The sequence below is a fragment of the Aliikangiella aequoris genome (genome assembly GCF_053709105.1).
This window is the reverse complement of the sequence record NZ_CM132298.1, coordinates 1,964,147-1,981,843: the sequence shown is the minus strand read 5'-3', so window position 1 is coordinate 1,981,843 and position 17,697 is coordinate 1,964,147. Positions and strand designations below refer to the sequence as shown.

General features: G+C 38.6%; 15 protein-coding genes. 14 read left to right on the top strand and 1 reads right to left on the bottom strand.

Going from position 1 to position 17,697, the window contains the following annotated elements; genetic code table 11:
• Positions 1-57 precede the first annotated feature (57 nt).
• The 9 genes from acpP to ACUR5C_RS08450 all read left to right on the top strand — a co-directional run bounded on the left by acpP (position 58) and on the right by ACUR5C_RS08450 (position 7,956).
• Positions 58-300: an acyl carrier protein gene (gene acpP, locus ACUR5C_RS08490; protein ID WP_454464683.1), complete on the top strand. Its 243-nt coding sequence runs from the start codon at positions 58-60 to the stop codon at positions 298-300.
• 270 nt (positions 301-570) lie between these two features.
• Positions 571-1,806 carry a beta-ketoacyl-ACP synthase II gene (fabF, locus tag ACUR5C_RS08485; RefSeq protein ID WP_454464682.1) on the top strand — a complete coding sequence of 412 codons (1,236 nt, stop codon included), beginning with the start codon at positions 571-573 and terminating at the stop codon, positions 1,804-1,806.
• A 35-nt stretch (positions 1,807-1,841) separates the two neighbouring features.
• A complete protein-coding gene (locus ACUR5C_RS08480; RefSeq protein WP_454464681.1) occupies positions 1,842-2,630 on the top strand; it encodes an aminotransferase class IV in 789 nt (262 codons plus the stop codon).
• 7 nt (positions 2,631-2,637) lie between these two features.
• A complete protein-coding gene (gene mltG, locus ACUR5C_RS08475; RefSeq protein WP_454464680.1) occupies positions 2,638-3,672 on the top strand; it encodes an endolytic transglycosylase MltG in 1,035 nt (344 codons plus the stop codon).
• Between the two features lie 39 nt (positions 3,673-3,711).
• Positions 3,712-4,338: a dTMP kinase gene (gene tmk, locus ACUR5C_RS08470; RefSeq protein WP_454464679.1), complete on the top strand. Its 627-nt coding sequence runs from the start codon at positions 3,712-3,714 to the stop codon at positions 4,336-4,338.
• 3 nt (positions 4,339-4,341) lie between these two features.
• Complete coding sequence (locus ACUR5C_RS08465; protein ID WP_454464678.1) at positions 4,342-5,322, top strand: DNA polymerase III delta subunit-related protein; 981 nt, start codon at positions 4,342-4,344, stop codon at positions 5,320-5,322.
• A gap of 161 nt (positions 5,323-5,483) precedes the next feature.
• Positions 5,484-5,837, top strand: a complete 354-nt coding sequence (locus tag ACUR5C_RS08460) for a PilZ domain-containing protein (protein ID WP_454464677.1) — start codon at positions 5,484-5,486, stop codon at positions 5,835-5,837.
• Positions 5,838-6,064: 227 nt separating this feature from the next.
• Positions 6,065-6,841, top strand: a complete 777-nt coding sequence (locus ACUR5C_RS08455; RefSeq protein WP_454464676.1) for a TatD family hydrolase — start codon at positions 6,065-6,067, stop codon at positions 6,839-6,841.
• 167 nt (positions 6,842-7,008) lie between these two features.
• Complete coding sequence (locus ACUR5C_RS08450) at positions 7,009-7,956, top strand: universal stress protein (RefSeq protein WP_454464675.1); 948 nt, start codon at positions 7,009-7,011, stop codon at positions 7,954-7,956.
• A 319-nt stretch (positions 7,957-8,275) separates the two neighbouring features.
• Here the strand turns inward: ACUR5C_RS08450 and ACUR5C_RS08445 are convergent, their stop codons facing one another.
• Complete coding sequence (locus ACUR5C_RS08445; RefSeq protein ID WP_454464674.1) at positions 8,276-9,079, bottom strand: YiiX/YebB-like N1pC/P60 family cysteine hydrolase; 804 nt, start codon at positions 9,077-9,079, stop codon at positions 8,276-8,278.
• Between the two features lie 263 nt (positions 9,080-9,342).
• Between ACUR5C_RS08445 and ACUR5C_RS08440 the strand changes: the two genes are divergently transcribed.
• From ACUR5C_RS08440 to ACUR5C_RS08420, 5 genes are all read left to right on the top strand, one after another.
• The gene (locus ACUR5C_RS08440; RefSeq protein WP_454464673.1) at positions 9,343-10,512 is read left to right on the top strand and encodes an acyl-CoA dehydrogenase; all 1,170 of its coding nucleotides are present in this window, start codon (positions 9,343-9,345) and stop codon (positions 10,510-10,512) included.
• Between the two features lie 283 nt (positions 10,513-10,795).
• Positions 10,796-12,931, top strand: a complete 2,136-nt coding sequence (locus ACUR5C_RS08435) for a carboxy terminal-processing peptidase (RefSeq protein ID WP_454464672.1) — start codon at positions 10,796-10,798, stop codon at positions 12,929-12,931.
• 160 nt (positions 12,932-13,091) lie between these two features.
• Positions 13,092-14,009 carry a 4-hydroxy-tetrahydrodipicolinate synthase gene (gene dapA / locus ACUR5C_RS08430; RefSeq protein ID WP_454464671.1) on the top strand — a complete coding sequence of 306 codons (918 nt, stop codon included), beginning with the start codon at positions 13,092-13,094 and terminating at the stop codon, positions 14,007-14,009.
• A gap of 121 nt (positions 14,010-14,130) precedes the next feature.
• Positions 14,131-14,787 (top strand): ABC transporter permease, encoded by a 657-nt coding sequence (locus ACUR5C_RS08425; protein WP_454464670.1) that lies wholly within the window; start codon positions 14,131-14,133, stop codon positions 14,785-14,787.
• Between the two features lie 221 nt (positions 14,788-15,008).
• Positions 15,009-17,684 carry a hypothetical protein gene (locus tag ACUR5C_RS08420; RefSeq protein ID WP_454464669.1) on the top strand — a complete coding sequence of 892 codons (2,676 nt, stop codon included), beginning with the start codon at positions 15,009-15,011 and terminating at the stop codon, positions 17,682-17,684.
• Positions 17,685-17,697: the final 13 nt, after the last annotated feature.

Sequence of the window (17,697 nt, the reverse complement as noted above, 5' to 3'; positions counted from 1 at the left end):
CAATAAACTACACGCCTCAGCGTTTGCTGAATAAATTTTTAGAGGAAAAGAACTATCATGAGCACTATAGAAGACCGCGTAAAGAAGATCGTTGTCGAGCAGTTAGGCGTTTCTGAAGATGCAGTAACACTTGAAGCATCTTTTGTTGACGATCTTGGAGCAGATTCACTGGATACAGTTGAGTTGGTCATGCTACTTGAAGAAGAATTCGATACTGAAATCCCTGATGACGAAGCTGAAAAAATTAACACTGTTCAAGCAGCTGTTGATTACATCAAGGCGAATGTAGAAGGCGCTTAATCAGAACTCTGATTATTGTCTAAAAAAGCTGCGATAGGTCAAACTATCGCAGCTTTTTTGCTTCTTAGCGTCTCACAAGAAAAGAATTTAAGTTATATATGTAGTCATATAGGTTGGCTAAATTAAACCCAGGTTTTAATTAGAATACTTATAAAACACACTTTATTGTATAAAGGTTGGTTTTATAAGGCACTAAATGTTGTTTAAATAGCAAAATAGCCTGAATTTAAACTGATTTGTTTGTATAAACTGATTAAGGAAATCTTTTAGATGAAAAATAGAGTCGTAGTTACCGGACTTGGTATGGTTTCTCCTTTAGGTAATAGTGTGGAATCGACTTGGGAAGCCATTTTAAAAGGACAAAGCGGAGCCGCTTCGATTAGTGCCTTTGAAACTGATGGCTTAGCGACGCATTTTTCGGCTTCAGTTAAAGGTTTTAATGTTGAAGAGTTTATGCCTAAAAAAGAAGCGCGTAAATTTGATAGTTTTATTCAGTATGGCATAGCAGCTTCTGTCCAAGCGATTAAAGACTCAGGTATTGAAGTGACTGATGAAAATGCGCATCGCGTCGGTGTGTGCGTTGCTTCTGGCTTAGGTGGAATGCAAACCATTGAATCTAATCATCAGCAGTTATTAAATCGTGGTGCACGCAGAGTATCGCCGTTTCTTATACCTGGCTCTATCATTAATATGGTTGCTGGCCAACTTTCAATTATGTATGGCATGAAAGGCCCTAATATATCAATTGTAACGGCGTGTACTACAGGGGTTCATAATATTGGACATGCAGCTAGAATGATTGCTTATGGTGACGCAGACGTAATGGTTGCTGGCGGCTCCGAAATGGCCACCACACCATTAATAATTGCAGGGTTTAACTCTGCAAAAGCTTTATCTACTCGTAATGATTCTCCACAAACTGCAAGCCGACCTTGGGACAAAGATCGAGATGGATTTGTACTCGGCGACGGCGCGGGTGTTGTGGTATTAGAGTCATATGATAGTGCTAAACGACGTGGCGCTAAAATATACGCGGAACTCTCAGGCTTTGGAATGAGTGGAGATGCCTACCATATGACCTCACCACCAGAAAACGGTGAAGGGGCTGCCGCGGCAATGAACAATGCACTTAATGATGCTCAAATTAACCCACAGCAAGTTAATTATATAAACGCTCACGGGACCTCAACATCAACCGGCGATATCGCAGAAACGCAAGCGGTTAAAGCGGTATTCAAAGATTCAGCGAAAGCGGTCAGAGTTAGCTCAACTAAGTCAATGACAGGGCATTTATTAGGTGCAGCAGGAAGTGTCGAGGCAATTTTCAGTATTTTAGCTATCCGCGACCAAGTCGCTCCACCAACGATAAACTTAGACAACCCAGATGAAGGCTGTGATTTAGATTATGTCGCTCACCAACCACAATCTATCGATATTGAGCATAGCTTGTGTAATTCATTTGGTTTTGGTGGTACTAACGGTTCGCTACTTTTTTCAAAGCTTTAACCTTTTAATTGCTTTAAGTAAGTGCGGCGACAGCGTTGAATATAACAGTAATTTCTCATCTAGAAAGCCCAGAAAATTTAAACCGAGGGCTTTTATATGGTGATGGATTCTTTACAACCGGCCTATTTGAAAACCAGCAAATACGCCATAAAGACGCGCATTATCAGCGACTATCAGCCGCCGCACATCATTTTAGATTTGAACATCTTAACTTAGATAAACTTTTCGCGTGTTTTCAGGCAAATATAGTTAATTTTGAGCGTGGATGCTTTCGAATCACATGCTATAGAGAACAGCAAGAGCGTGGTTATCAAGTCAGCAAACACGCGACCTCGCAAGTACTAATTCAACTTAGCCCTTGGGTAGATTCGCTAACGCAACCAATGAGTTTAATTGACTCCCAAATCGCTGTTTCTGTCAATCCTCATCTCGCAGGCTTTAAACACCTAAACCGATTAGATAGCGTGCTAGCCAGCAGACAATTAAGTAGTTTAAATCAAGAAGTAATAATGTATGCCGGCGATAATGTCATTTCTGGCAGCAAGTCAAACTTATTCTTTTACCTTGATCATCAATGGGTAACTCCTTCTATCCTTAGCGCAGGAGTATTAGGGATCACCCGGGCTCGATTAATGCGGTCGATGTTAGCGCATAATATTTCAGTCAAAGAAGCCCAGCTTAAACGCAGCGATCTAAGTCGTGTTCAAAGTGCACTGGTGACAAATGCGGTGATGGGGATGAGACTGGTCAACCAAATAAACAACAAAGCGCTTGATACTCAAATCGCAGTCGACTTACAATCGACTTTGAACTTTAAGCGTTAATATTTAAATGGCTATTAATAAACTCACTCCCTTACGTATCACTTTTGGAATTTTACTACTGATCACTTTTTTAAGTGTCGCTTTTCAGTGGCTAAGTTATCAATCTTTTTTGCAAGAGCCTCTTAATTTACAAGGGAAGCAGCAAGTAAAAATAGAAATAAAAGCGGGTGACGGGGTCAATCGCCTAGCTTCTAGTTTGGTTAAGCAAAAAATTATTAGCAGTAAACTCTACTTTAAAATACTCGCTTGGTTAGAACCTCAGCTAGCTCAGTTAAAGTTAGGCGAATATACAATTGAGCAGTCCGACACCCCAAAAACCTTATTAACGAAAATAGCCAATGGAGATGTCATTCAATACAGCTTTACCATTGTCGAAGGTGTTAATTTTGCCGTTTTACTTAAGCAGCTTCGACAAGCAAATAAATTAATTGATGATTTAGATGACACAATGCCAGGCATTGCTAAGCAATTGGCAATCAATGAGCAACACCTAGAAGGGTGGTTTTTACCGGAAACCTATCAATATGCTAAAGGCCATAAAGCTTCGGACATATTAAAACGTGCCCATACCCAAATGAAGCAAGTATTAGAGCATGCATGGCAAACGAAACAATCAGAGCTTCCCTATAAGTCAAAATATGAAGCTCTAATAATGGCGTCTATTATAGAAAAAGAGACCGGTGTTGCGAGTGAGAGAAGCGAAATAGCGGGAGTTTTTGTCCGCCGACTCTTAAAAAAAATGCGTTTACAAACAGATCCCACTGTAATTTACGGTGTAGGTGAGGATTATCAAGGGGACATTACTTATCGTCATTTAAGAACACCTACCCCTTACAACACCTATATTGTTAAAGGTTTACCGCCCACACCGATTGCAATGCCTGGTAAAGAGTCTATTTATGCTGCCTTAAACCCCGCGTCGGGAACGGCGCTCTATTTTGTAGCTACTGGCGACGGCGGACATCAATTTAGTGATACACTAAGCGAACATAACAAAGCGGTTAAAGCTTATTTAAAGCGTCAAAAAGAAAATAAAAAGTAGTCATTAGACATTCACAATATAAATAAAAACAGAGAAGCAATGAAAAAAGCGCAGTTTATTTCACTTGAGGGTAGCGAAGGCGTAGGCAAAAGTACTAGCTTATTATTTGTTAAAGAATATCTAGAGTCTCAAGGTTTTAATGTGTTAGTCACAAGAGAACCAGGCGGTACTCCGTTAGCAGAAGACATTCGACATCTGTTACTTGAAAAACGTACTGAAAAAGTTGAGTCTGAAACAGAGTTACTACTCATGTTTGCAGCGCGCTACCAACATGTAGAACAAGTCATTAAACCAGCCTTAGCGGAAGGAACTTGGGTGCTTTGTGATCGCTTTGTCGATGCGAGCTACGCCTATCAAGGTGGGGGCAGGGGAATCCCCTATGAAAAATTGGCTCAGTTAGAGCAGTGGTGCTTGAATGGTTTTGAGCCCGACTTAACCCTATTATTAGATATGTGTGTAAAAGACGCGCTTGAGAGAACTAAAGCACGCGGCGAAGCCGATAGGTTCGAAATTGAAAAAATCACTTTCTTTGAAAAAATTAGAGCGGCTTATTTAAACCGAGCCAAACAGGCTAGTGAGCGGATTAAAGTGATTGACGCAGCACAATCTCAACCACAAGTGCAGTTAGCCATTAAAAACCTACTGGCTCAATTTATTCAAGGATAGCTGATGCTTTACCCCTGGTTTGAGAATGCAGCAAATAAACTTGCACAAGCACTGCAAAAAGATCGTTTAGCCCATGGCTTAATGATAAGTGCTTCACAAGGCTCAGGTAAATTAGACTTTGCTAATTCTATTGCGCAAAGCCTGTTGTGTAACAACCCAGTTGCTTTTGCACAGCCTTGCCACGATTGCAAAGGCTGCCATTTGTTTCAATCGGCGACGCACCCGGATTTTTATTTGCTTGATAAATTAGTCGATGCTAAGGGCAAGCAAAAAAAGTCCATAGGAATTGATCAAGTTAGGCAGCTGAGTGACAAGCTAGTAGATACAGCGCAACTTGACGGATGGCGTGTCGCTATTATTGCGGAAGTCAATTTGCTTAGTAGAGGGGCATATAATGCGTTACTTAAAACTCTCGAAGAGCCCAAGCAGAGCACTTTGCTTATTTTAATTACTAGCAATTTGGGGCAAGTACCAGCCACAATTAAAAGCCGCTGTCAGCTAGTCACGCCTGATAACGATAAACAAATAAAGATCAATTGGATAAAAGCTAATACCCAAAATGCTGATCAAGCAAGCATCGAGCAAGCATTAGAATCATCCTATGGTTCGCCGCTGCATGCCAAAGCGTTTCTAGAGAATAACGGTTTACAGCAGTTTTCAGAGCAGATAGCTTTACTCGATGCGTTGTTAGCTAATAAAATTACGCCGCAACAGGCATTAGCGAATCTTGCTGACGATGATTTACAGTGTGTTAACTTTTTAAGTCACTATTTTTTCAATGTACAAAAATCTAAATTATTAGAAAACCACCCGCTGTATCGGCAAATCGCAGATAAAAGTGTTCAAAACCTGTTTGATAAATGTACCGATTATCGCAGAGCTCAATTTTCTGGCAGTAACTTACAGCCAAAACTCCAACTACAGGCTATACTTATACCCTGGTTTGAAATCGGCAAGAAATTAAGCCATAATTCAATGAGTTAAATAGTTTAGTTAAAGTTAATTCTTGGTACTGAAGTCGAACAATCTCTTTGGTTAAACTAATAACAGCGCATAGAATAAGTGAAAATACTTTATCCAAAACTAGCTTTAGTGTAAAAATATTGGGATATTATTCGACTCTACTTGGTAAATAAAGGTAAAACATGTCAAATCAAGCGTCTCCAAAGCATGGAATTATGCAGTTAACCATTAAAGACAAAGGGGCTTTATACGCAGCTTATATGCCTTTTGTTAAAAATGGCGGATTATTTATTCCTACTAATAAACAATGCAAAATTGGCGATGAAGTATTCATGTTATTAACCTTAATGGAAGAAAAAGAGCGCTTACCAGTCGCAGGTAAAATTATATGGATTACTCCAAAAGGCGCTCAAGGCAATAAAGCTCGCGGTATCGGTGTTCAATTTAGTGAGCAAGATAAAGGCGTAACGCGAGGTAAAATTGAAACTCACTTAGCGGGTTCGCTTGAATCCGATCGCATTACCCACACTATGTAGCCTCGTTATCAGTTAAATTGAAACAGCCATTTAAGGCTGTTTTTTGTTAGAGCACCACACCTTGCTGAATCTCTGTCGCAAACTAAACAAGCTTATACCGATTGATTTTTAGCACCTTAATTCAATTCCGTTTCTTATATGATCGCATTGATTTTGGCCTAGCCTAGTAGTTTTATTTAAACAAGGCTTAGGGTAAGATGGCGCAGAATTTTTAAATAGGTTTTATTATGTTAGTCGATTCTCATTGTCATTTAGATCAGCTAGATCTCAGCGGTTTTAATGGATCACTGGATGTCGCCTTGCAAGCGGCTCGCGACTCCGGCGTAGGGCAGTTTTTATGTGTGGCAATTAATGTTGATAACCAAAACGCAGTTATTCAAATTGCAGAGCAGCACAAAGATGTTCATGCCTCAGTTGGTATTCATCCGCTGTATACCAAAGGCCAAAATATTGATTTGGACTATTTGTTAAAACAAGCGCAGCACAAAAAAGTTATCGCCATTGGCGAAACAGGACTCGACTATTATTATGATAAAGAGTCCAAAGAACAGCAACTTGCTTTGTTTAGAACACACGTACAAGCTTCTGTAGAAACGGGGCTTCCGCTCATAGTTCATACAAGAGATGCGCGAGAAGATACCATTCAAATGCTAAAGTCAGAAAATGCGCAAAAATCCGGCGGTGTTTTACATTGTTTTACTGAGTCCTTGGCAATGGCCGAAGAAGCTATGGCTTTAGGGTTTTATATTTCATTTTCTGGAATTGTGACCTTTAAAAATGCAACTGAGTTACGTGAGGTCGCGCGCCAAATACCAGCCGATAGAATTTTGGTAGAAACAGACAGTCCTTATTTAACCCCCGCACCGCATCGTGGTAAACCTAATTCGCCACGCCACGTTACTGATGTCGCTCGTTTCTTAGCAGAGGTGAGAGGGGAAGATTTTGATACGCTTTGCAAACAAACAACTGAAAATTACCAGCGCTTGTTTTTACCAACAAGCTAGCTGTTAGCAAGCCCAACGAGCGTTTATTTAACGTTTTGCTAAACGCGCTAACTCATTCCAAATGGGCCAAAATAAACTTGGCCTAAATTTTGATGGCTTTATTTTTAATTTCGCTTACTTCAAAATGTTGAAAGAACAACTCACTTATCATTTTGAAAGGAGCGATTATGCAATCGATTAACAAAATATTAGTAGTTGCTGAACCAGAGCGAGACTCGCAACATGCGATTGAACGAGCTACCTATCTTGCAAAAGCTTTTAATGCGCAGGTTCATTTGTTTGCCTGTGTCTATAACAGAAGCCTTTCATCTAACATTTTATTTAACCAAGATGACTTAGAAACGGCTAAAAAAGCTTATGTCGCTAAAAAGCTTAACCAATTTAAAGAGTACGAAACGAAATTAGCAGAGCAAAACATCTCCGTCAGTTCTCATTTTATTTGGCACAAAGAAAGCTACGACTGCATTAACCAAGAAGCGACCGCAGTAAATGCCGATTTAATTATTAAGGCAACTTATCCGCACGCTTTTCTTAAACGTGTATTATTTACGCCTAACGATTGGCAGCTATTAAAGACCAGTAAAATACCACTTATCCTAACTAAGCAATCTAAGTCGAATCAGTATAACAACCTATTAGCCGCTATTGATCCTTCGTTGTCACGTAATAAGCCTAAAGGTTTAAATGATAGAATCTTAACTACGACGCATTTACTAAAACTAAATCTGGCGGCTGATGCTTATGTTTTAAATTGTGTAGAGCCTATGGAATATCAAGTTTGGAGTGATATGGGGGCTGGCGTAGGTGTTGGAATGGGTCCGACTGATTTTGCCATAGGTGAAGATGCGTACCTACAATACGTAAATGATTTAAAAGCTAGCTTTCAGCAAGCTTTTGACAACGCACTATCTAATTATCAATTTGATGATGATAAAAAGCTGCTTATACAAGGTTATCCCGAATCTGTGCTGCCGGAATTTGTTCAACAAAACGGGATCGATTTGTTAGTCTTAGGAACGGTCTATCGAACCGGTTTAATTGGCAGTACCGCAGAGAGAGTTTTAGATGATATTCAGTGTGATATTTTGTCAGTACAAGTAGCAGATGGAAACTAGCCCCTATCTCCAAGCTAAATAGGTTTAAAACGGTGTACTTTTAAGCAGTGCAGATAATAATTTATACAGAAATAAAATGCAGGCAAAAAAATCCCAGGTTCCTAATCGGATTGCCTGGGGTAGGGGAAGTAAAACAATTTCAACCTAAGGTAACAACAGAGGAATTAAACTAACTTTACTATATATAAATTTAGTTCAGATTTATAAAAATGCCACTTTTATTTGATTGATTTTTATACAGCTTAGTTCTATACAAGCGGGCAAAATTAGGTTTTGCGATATAATGAGCCAAAGTTATTACTCAACTCTCCTCTAATCACTATGAAGCATCAAAGTCTTTATCGCCATGTCCTATTACCCCGTCGGTATTCCAAGGCAACTCTCGATAGGGGCTACTACTATTTGAACCCATAAATGGATACTTCTTTACATCAAAATACGGGGAGTAATCAAAGTCAGCTGGCGTATACAGCCGAGTGTTACGGGGTACTAACTCTAAGCCGTCTTTACCGTGCCGCCTAAATAGTGGCAGTACTGGGTATTTAACAGAATAAAAAGCATCAGCAATAAGTGAAGAACAGACTGTTTTAGTTACTTCGTCTTGTTTTCGAGTAAATAGAGTAGACCGCCAACGCCGCGGCAGGATCCGCCAAGGAAAAATAAATCTTGCAAGATCAAATAGTTGGCGAACATTATATCCTACCCCTAATTTATCGACTGCAAAATTAACGACATTTTGTGCATCTTGCGCAGACAAAGTTGAAGGACGGCAAACTCTTAGGTTGTCTTTGCTATAGTCTGCCAATGGCGTAACTATCATTCCTTTACCTAAAATACCTTCAATTAGAAGCTGCTGATCAGGAGCTGCGGGATAAAATTTTTGTAGTTTAGCCCGATAACCTTCGTCCTGAATATCATGTAGCCTACCAATGTACAAAGCAGAATGGGTCCAGCGACTTTGTGATATTACTTTAATCACATCAGAAACCCGACTTCGACCTTCTACTAAAATAACATCGCCAGGGCGAACGCCATAACTGAGTTTTTCATAATCGCAAATTGGAAAAGTAGACGGTGGTTTCTCTTTGTTTAACCAATTTTCTAGTCGCTTTTTGATGCTCATGGTTGCTCAATAGCCTTGGTATAATTAATTCTAAATCAATTGCTTATGATAACAGCAACCCTAATATTAAATATAGCGCAACTAAACTGAGTTTGTGTAACAAGTATCAGTTTTGAGACTAGTTTCTTTGATTAATATTGGCTAGACTGGATTGCCGCAAAAAAACTTTGATAAGTCACTATTTTCATGGTTTTATAGGGGTATCAAAAGAATTGATAAAACATACTAATTAAATAAGCAGACATTACTGGACGGCGTTTATTATGATCTTAGACAACTGGGACGACTTGTTCCTTATAGACCAACAGCTTTCTGAAGATGAGCGAATGATTCGTGATATGGCACGTAATTACGCGCAAGAAAAGCTTCAACCTCGAGTACAAATGGCCAATAGAGATGAAGTATTTGATGTAGAAATTATGCGAGAAATGGGCGAGCTAGGGTTACTTGGCTCAACCATTGAAGGCTTTGGATGCGCTGGAGTTAGCTACGTAGCCTACGGTTTAGTGGCACGAGAAGTCGAAAGAGTCGACAGTGGTTATCGTAGTGCATTGAGTGTGCAATCAAGCTTAGTTATGCACCCAATTAATGCCTATGGTACCGAAGAACAAAAACAAAAATATTTACCTAAACTTGCCACCGGCGAATGGATTGGCTGCTTTGGTCTTACTGAGCCAGATAGTGGTTCAGATCCAGCCAGCATGAAAACTCGTGCCAAAAAAGTTGATGGTGGCTATTCTATTTCTGGAACAAAGATGTGGATCACCAATTCACCAGTTGCCGATGTTTTTGTGGTTTGGGCCAAAAATGAAGAAGATAAAATTTGTGGATTTGTTTTAGAAAAGGGTATGCAAGGACTTTCTGCACCTAAAATAGAAGGCAAATTCTCGTTACGAGCCTCTATAACTGGTGAAATAGTGATGGATGAGGTGTTCGTTCCAGAAGAAAACATGTTTCCTGAGGTGCGCGGGCTTGGCGGACCTTTTGGTTGTTTAAATATGGCGCGTTACGGAATTGCCTGGGGTGCCATGGGGGCTGCCGAATTCTGTTGGCATGCTGCGCGAGAATACGGACTAAACCGGAAGCAGTTTAACCGCCCATTAGCAGCAACTCAGCTTTACCAAAAGAAATTAGCCGATATGCAAACTGAAATCACACTTGGTTTACAAGGCGCTTTAAGAGTAGGTCAATTAATCGATGCTAAAGCGTTTAAACCGGAAATGATTTCGCTAATCAAGCGTAACTCTTGTGGCAAAGCGCTTGATATTGCGCGCACAGCTCGAGATATGCACGGCGGTAATGGAATTAGTGATGAGTTTCACATTATTAGACACATGCTTAACTTAGAAGCGGTTAATACTTATGAAGGTACTCATGATATTCATGCGCTTATATTAGGTCGCTCACAAACTGGTATTCAAGCTTTTATGTAATCAGTCGATACTTATAGCCATAGCAAGCCAGCAATTTTGCTGGCTTTTTAATAAACAAGTGCTAAGAATGAGTCGGTTCGTTAATTAAATGGTTAGAACTTGAGCATTTACACAATTTATTACAATGGTCAGCTTTATTTTAAGAGTTTTACTTGAGTTTTATCCAGTTTAGCGTTATTTATTTAACTAACTTACGAACCAACTTCTTACTTGTTAGTCTTATGATAAGAAGAAGTCTCAGCTCAAAGAGCGATTCAGTAATCTAATCAGGAAGTGATTTTTAATGAAGTTATATAATTCAGTTGTGAATTTTAGTTTAGTGGCTTTGTTTATGGCAACCACAGCTATAGCAAGCAATACAGCGCCGCCAACACAATCACTGGCAGAAGAAGAGTACCCCTTAGTCGACTTGTCGCCTAATCCAGCGCATCATCAAGCGAGTCGCTATATTGCTAAATTTATTACTGATTATCACTTTGAAAAGCCGCGTTTAGGCAATGAACAGTCGGTTAAAATACTCGATCAATTTATCGAAATGCTTGATAACAATAAGTCTTACTTTTTAGCTGATGATATTAAATCGTTTCAACAGTATCGCTACAGTTTAGATAACTCAATTCTCACTGGTTGGTTAAAGCCGTCTTTTCATATCTATAGTGTTTTTCAAGAGCGTTGGTCAGAGCGTAATAAATATGCAATGACCCTATTAAACAACGAAATGGACTTTACCAAAGACGAGACTTTTCAGTTTGACCGAGAAGATGCAAATTGGGCTAAGACTAATAAAGAACTTGATGAACTTTGGCGCAAACGTGTTAAAAGTGATGCACTTAATCTAATTTTAGCTGACAAAAGCTGGGACGAAGCTAAAGATATTCTTGCTAAACGTTATAAAGCAGCAATGCGGCGAGTATCTCAAATTAATAGTGAAGATGTATTTAGTTATTTTATGAACGCATACACTAATACGGTTGATCCGCATACCTCTTATTTTTCTCCAAGAAATGCTGAAAATTTTAATATTGATATGAAGTTATCACTAGAGGGCATTGGAGCCGTACTTCAATCAGATGATGTCTACACTAAAATTAATCGCATTGTAGAAGCTGGGCCAGCGGACAAATCTGGTGAGCTAAAAGTTGATGATAAAGTTATCAGTGTTGGGCAGGGTAAAGAACCACTCGTGGATGTTGTGGGTTGGCGCCTAGATGATGTGGTTGACTTAATACGAGGCGATGCTGGAAGTGTGGTTAGATTAGAAATAGAGCCAGCTAACAGCAGTGTAGCGGGAAAAACAAAAATTATTTCGATTGTTCGAGAAGAAGTAAAGCTTGAAGAACAAGCTGCAAAATCAGAAATTATTGAAGTCGAAGCGAATGGTAAAGTACAACGGATTGGGGTAATTGATTTGCCCAAATTTTATGTTGATTTTAAAGCCAAATACGAAGGCCAAAAGGACTACCGAAGTACTACGCGAGACATTCGTAATCTTATTGAAGAAATGAAGCAGGACCAAGGCGTACAGGGCATTGTGATTGACCTTCGCTCAAATGGTGGTGGTTCACTAGATGAAGCCGTAGCATTAACTGGACTCTTTATAGACACAGGCCCGGTAGTACAAGATAAAAGTGGGCGTGGCTTTGTCGATTTATTATCAGATACCGATCCTGGTACCGTGTGGGATGGTCCACTCGCAGTTTTAGTTAATGGTTCGAGCGCATCGGCATCAGAAATATTTGCCGGAGCAATACAGGACTATGGCAGAGGCTTAATTGTAGGTGAACAAACTTTTGGTAAAGGCACGGTTCAACGAGTGTTAGATTTAAACCAAACTTTCCGTTCAGAAGAAAACTTATTTGGCGCACTTAAACTGACCATTAATAAATTTTATCGTATCAGCGGTGAAAGTACGCAACGCAAAGGGGTAGTACCCGATATCAAATACCCAGATCCTTTCTCAAGAGATGAGTTTGGTGAAGAAAGTTACAAAACTTCACTTAAGTGGGATGTGATTGATCCTGTGGATTATACAAAAGTGGGCGACTTTAATGATTATTTAGCGTCTTTAACTAATCGTCATTTAGATCGCATTAAGAGTGATCCAGAGTTTCAATACTTGATTAGCGACATTGAGGAATTAAATAAACGCCGCCAAGAAAAAACCATCACTTTAAACTTAGCAGAGCGCAAAAAATTATTGCAACAAGACAAAGATAAACAATTAATTAGAGAAAATAAGCGCCGTGTAGCTTTGGGCAAGCCACCTATTAAAGCAATCGACGAAGATACAGAGTTAACTGAACCAGAAGACTCAAAACTTTTAGAAACGGCAAAAATATTGGTAGATTTAGCTACTCTACAAAATGCGCAAAAGCTAGCAGACTTGTCGATCAAAAATAAACCTCTACAAGACAAGTAAGTTGATAATTTAAAACGGCTTTTAAAAAAAAGAGGCTTATGCCTCTTTTTTTATGTGTTTAATAAATATAAATAACCATTAAGTATTAGGCTTAAAACTATCAAGCTTCTACAATTTCTCTACATCTAATTCAGCCATTAAAGAAAGATACCAGATTATTGTGGATACATTATCTATTAGAAACAAGAAACTCTTTACTGCAATAAAAACACCTTTTATGCCAAGTGGCAAAATCGATTTAAAGCGTTTCGATAAATTAGTTGAGCAGCAAATTGATGCGGGTGTCGATGGTTTGATTGTAGGTGGCACCACAGGTGAAGGGCACTTGCTCGACTGGGAAGAGCACCTGATGCTCATTTCACATAGCGTAAATCATTATGCTAAGCATTTAGTGATTGTTGGCAATACTGGCAGCAATAATACCCGAGAGTCAATAAGAGCAACCGAATACGGTTTTGCGTCAGGTATGCACGCTTCTTTGCAAGTAAACCCTTATTATGGCAAAACGAATCAAGAGGGAATGCTTAAACACTTAAGTTTAGGTTTAAATTTAGGGCCAGCTTTTGTTTATAATGTGCCTGCACGCACTTGCCAAGACATTCCCGTTGAAGTAGTTAAAGAATTAGCACAGCACACTAATTTTATTGGCATGAAGGAGTGCGCCGGTAATATCAGAATCAAATCCTATGAAGAACAAGGCATACCTTGTTGGTCAGGCAATGATGATGAAGCTTTTTTAGGAGTGCACCAGTGTCATAGTCACGGGGTTATTTCGGTCGCTTCTAATCTGGTTCCCAAACTAATGCGACAATTGATGGATGATGTCTCAAAATCTAGTTTAAATAATAAACTAGCACCATTATTTAAGTGGCTGTTTGATAGTCCTAATCCCATTCCCCTAAATACCGCATTGGCACTCACTCAAGCGGTGCAGCCGGTATTTAGACTACCTTATTTACCAGTATCAGCCGAGCAGCGCCAGTTATTGATTGATATTTTAAAGCAATTTAATGCCCAAGATATTGTCGGTTCGCAAGTGACTAACTTAGCGGATGAAGCATTTATTAGCGTAATCTAAGCTGATATTTAAAGTTGCATTTTCGAAGCGATCGCGTAATCATTCAATAACTTTAACAACTAAAAAATTGACTCTTGTGACCACTGGTATTGTAATTATTAATTACTGGCAGCAATTGCTTATGCTTATTCCAGTCGGAATTGTCCTAGTAATCATGCTGCAATGGTCAGTAAACGTGGCTAATGCTGGCTATGCAATTGCGCGAATGTTATTGCAGCTTCTCAGCGTTGGATATTTTCTGACATTTTTATTTTCTCAAAATAGTAGCTTTATCACTACTTTGCTTTTGGGGTTTATGTTGCTGCTTTCTTGTTGGATAGGCTTGCGTACTTCTCCAAAACATCGAATGAGCCTGCTAATTCCGGCGCTTGTAGCAAGCTTAATTGGCGGGGGTTTCAGCCTAGTTTTTGTTGTTAGTGGCGTACTTCAAATAGATAGCTGGGGAAACGCGCGTTATATCATTCCTCTGGGTAGTATGATTTTCGCTTCAACTATGAATAGTATTTCACTCGCTAGCGAGCGCTATTTTGCAGAAGTTGAAAGAGGCACTATGCCACTAGAAGCACGTAACATCGCATTTAATGCCTGCATGATACCTGTGATTAATTCTTTATTCGCTGTAGGCCTAGTATCGCTACCCGGGATGATGACAGGGCAAATACTCTCTGGTGTTAGTCCTTTTGTCGCGTCACAATACCAAATCCTTGTCATGTGCATGATTTTTTCATCTACAGGAATCACCGCAGCATACTTCCTTCGCTATCTTTCACGATCCTAGGCAAGCACTAAACTCTTAAAATTTAAACTAGGTAGAAACCCTGATACTTAGTTATTGTCGGTATAAATTCATTCAATTGCCTGCTTAAATCTCGCTTTTAAACTAGGTTTTTTCGCGAATATAGGTCATACTTGTAATAGGGTAACTAAATGAATTTATTACTATTTTCTTCTTCTGATCTCACAGGTATTATTGAGTAAAAATTTAGGTGTATTAAATAAATGAAAGACGTTTCGTCTAAATTTTTGATTAGTGGTTTAATTATAACTGGCTTAGTTAGCATGCTTTCAGCAATAGGCGGTTTTGCTGTGCTCAATTTAGCGACGTTTGACCACTTTACTAAGCTCAATATGCGTACCAATGTTGAAAGCAATTTATTAATTATTAAGCCTGATAGCTCATCTCAACTATCAGTAAATAATCAGCGAGCTGATCAGCGGCTGCAGTCGTCCGATTTGGAAGAACTCATTCAACAGCTCAATCAATTTAATGCCAAAGCCGTCATTATTATCTCTCAAAGCAGTCAACTAGAAACAGTTGCAGGCATTAAAGCCAATAACTGGTTTTTTGCGAGTCCTTATAACTCTTTAATTGACAAGAATTTAACTGATTTTAAAATACCGTCGATTAAAACAATCCCAATTTATGCTAACAATGGAGTCTATCGACAGTACTCAGTTGAAGGGCACTCTCAGAATCTACTTAACTTTATTGGTTTAGAGCTAAATAACGCTATCGACATTCAAGAGCAAGCTGCAAATAAAACTTTCTTTAACACCTTTATAGCGCCAAGCTCATTTCCTTACTTAACACTGTCACAAATTAAAAATGGCAATCTAGTAGAAGAACTTGTAAGGGATAAGTTAATATTAATCGAAGTTGATAGTCACATATACTACAACCAATTTTCAATAGCTTCCACAGACAACGCAAGCTTCACCGAACTTCAGGCAATTATTCTTGAGTCTGCAGAGCAGAAGTTAGATTTTGTATTGCTACATTGGTCAATAACTACTTTAATCATTATATTGTTCTTCATTATAAACTTTATACTACTTCAAATACTTTCGGCTCGAGGAATACTGCTAAACTTAATCTTCACTTTAGTCAGTATTTATTTTATCGCATTTGCCTGTTTGTTTTATCTACAGCTAATCTTACCAATGATAGAGCTTATTGCCATTCAAGCGATTAGTTTGGTCTATTTCTTAAGTTCTAAAAGACAAAGAGATGAATCCTTTATTCATTCAGTAACTGCCAACATAAACTCAAGACTTTCTAAAAAACTAAATCCAACTGAATTTAATGATACAGATAAACCTTGGAGCAAATTACATAACTTGTTAAACCATCACTTGGTATTAAAGCGGTCTATTTTTTTGGAGAAAACTCTTGGTAGCTCTCATGTGCAAGAAATTGACGCCTTTAACTGTTCAATAGAAGCCATTAAAGAGCGACGAAGAGATTTTAAAAGAGAACCCTATCTAAGTGCTACAGCAAAAAAGATTCCAATGAGGTTGACAAAAAAACCTTATTTTAAAGACTTAGAGTCTAATGAATTGGAATATATCGTCGCGCTAGAATTTGCGAACCAATTGTTAGGTTTTTGGGCATTGACTATCAATTCAACCGAGCACCCGAATTTGGAACAGTTTGAGTCTCAAGTTAGTAATTTTGCGGCAGAATTTAGCGAGCTGCTTTATCATCGTTCTAAATTTATTGCGAAGCAGCAAGCGAATAAAAGCCTTTTAAAACGATTTGTCGGTGTTGAAGTCGCACAACAAGAGTTTATCAAGTTAGATGCTAGTATCACAGCTTTTGAAAAGCGCTACGATATTCTACAAGAAATATTTAATGGAATGAGCTCTGCCGCAGTACTGTTTGACTTATTTGGTCAACTTGTTGTGTTTAATCGCGCTGCCGAAAAACTTGCATCAGATTATCATACTTCCTTATTTTCCCTATCTGCTCACGATCTGTTGATGCGTGTTACTAATAAAAACGTAAATGAAGTAAAACGCACGCTAAGACAAGTTACAACGCAAAATGAAGAGGTCGAATTCCAAATCTCATCCTCAAAAGGTGTATCAAATTACGTTTTAAAGGTTAAAGCGATAAGTGCCAAAGACGCGGAGTATCAGGTCGGGGTTCCATTTTTAGTAATAGGTATTTTATTTGAGTTTGTTAATGTGGCGACTGTTCAAGATGTAATTGAGCGGAAAAAAGACTTATTTACTAAACACTTTTACCAGATGAGTAATAATTTAAGCAGTATTAGCCTGCTAGCTCGGCGTATAAAGAAAGTTGAGGGTGATAAATTAGCGCAGACTATAAACCTCATTGATGAGTCAGTTATTGAAACTCATCAGTTGCAAAAAAAAGTAGAAGATTCTTTATATAATATACAGACACCCAATAAAACTGGGCAAGCATTGGATGTCATTCCGCTAATCAATAAAGCAATACAAGCTGTCAATAAACAAATTAATGAGAAAACTTTTAAGATTGACTTAGACGCGCCCAAAATATTAAGTTTAGTCGTTACATCTCCTGAAATTATTTATGCACTCTTTGAGAATATTATAAAGCTGTTAGTGAATGACAGTCAGCAAGAAGAACCTATTATAAGAATTAAAGTACTAGACAAATTAATAGAAAGTGTTCAACAACGTAAAATCTGTTTAGCGTTCAAGAATAAAGGCTTTGGTATGCCTGTTAAAGAACTTGAAGAATTAAAGTCGAAAACGGTATCAGAGGTTTCAGAAACCGATAACATTAACAACATACTATTTTATAGCAATCAACTTAAAAAGCTGAATGTTTTGTTAGAATTGAATTCGGCCTATGGAGAAGGTTTTGAAATAAATATCCACATCCCTATTTTTGAGACCAGCTAAAATAAACCAATAG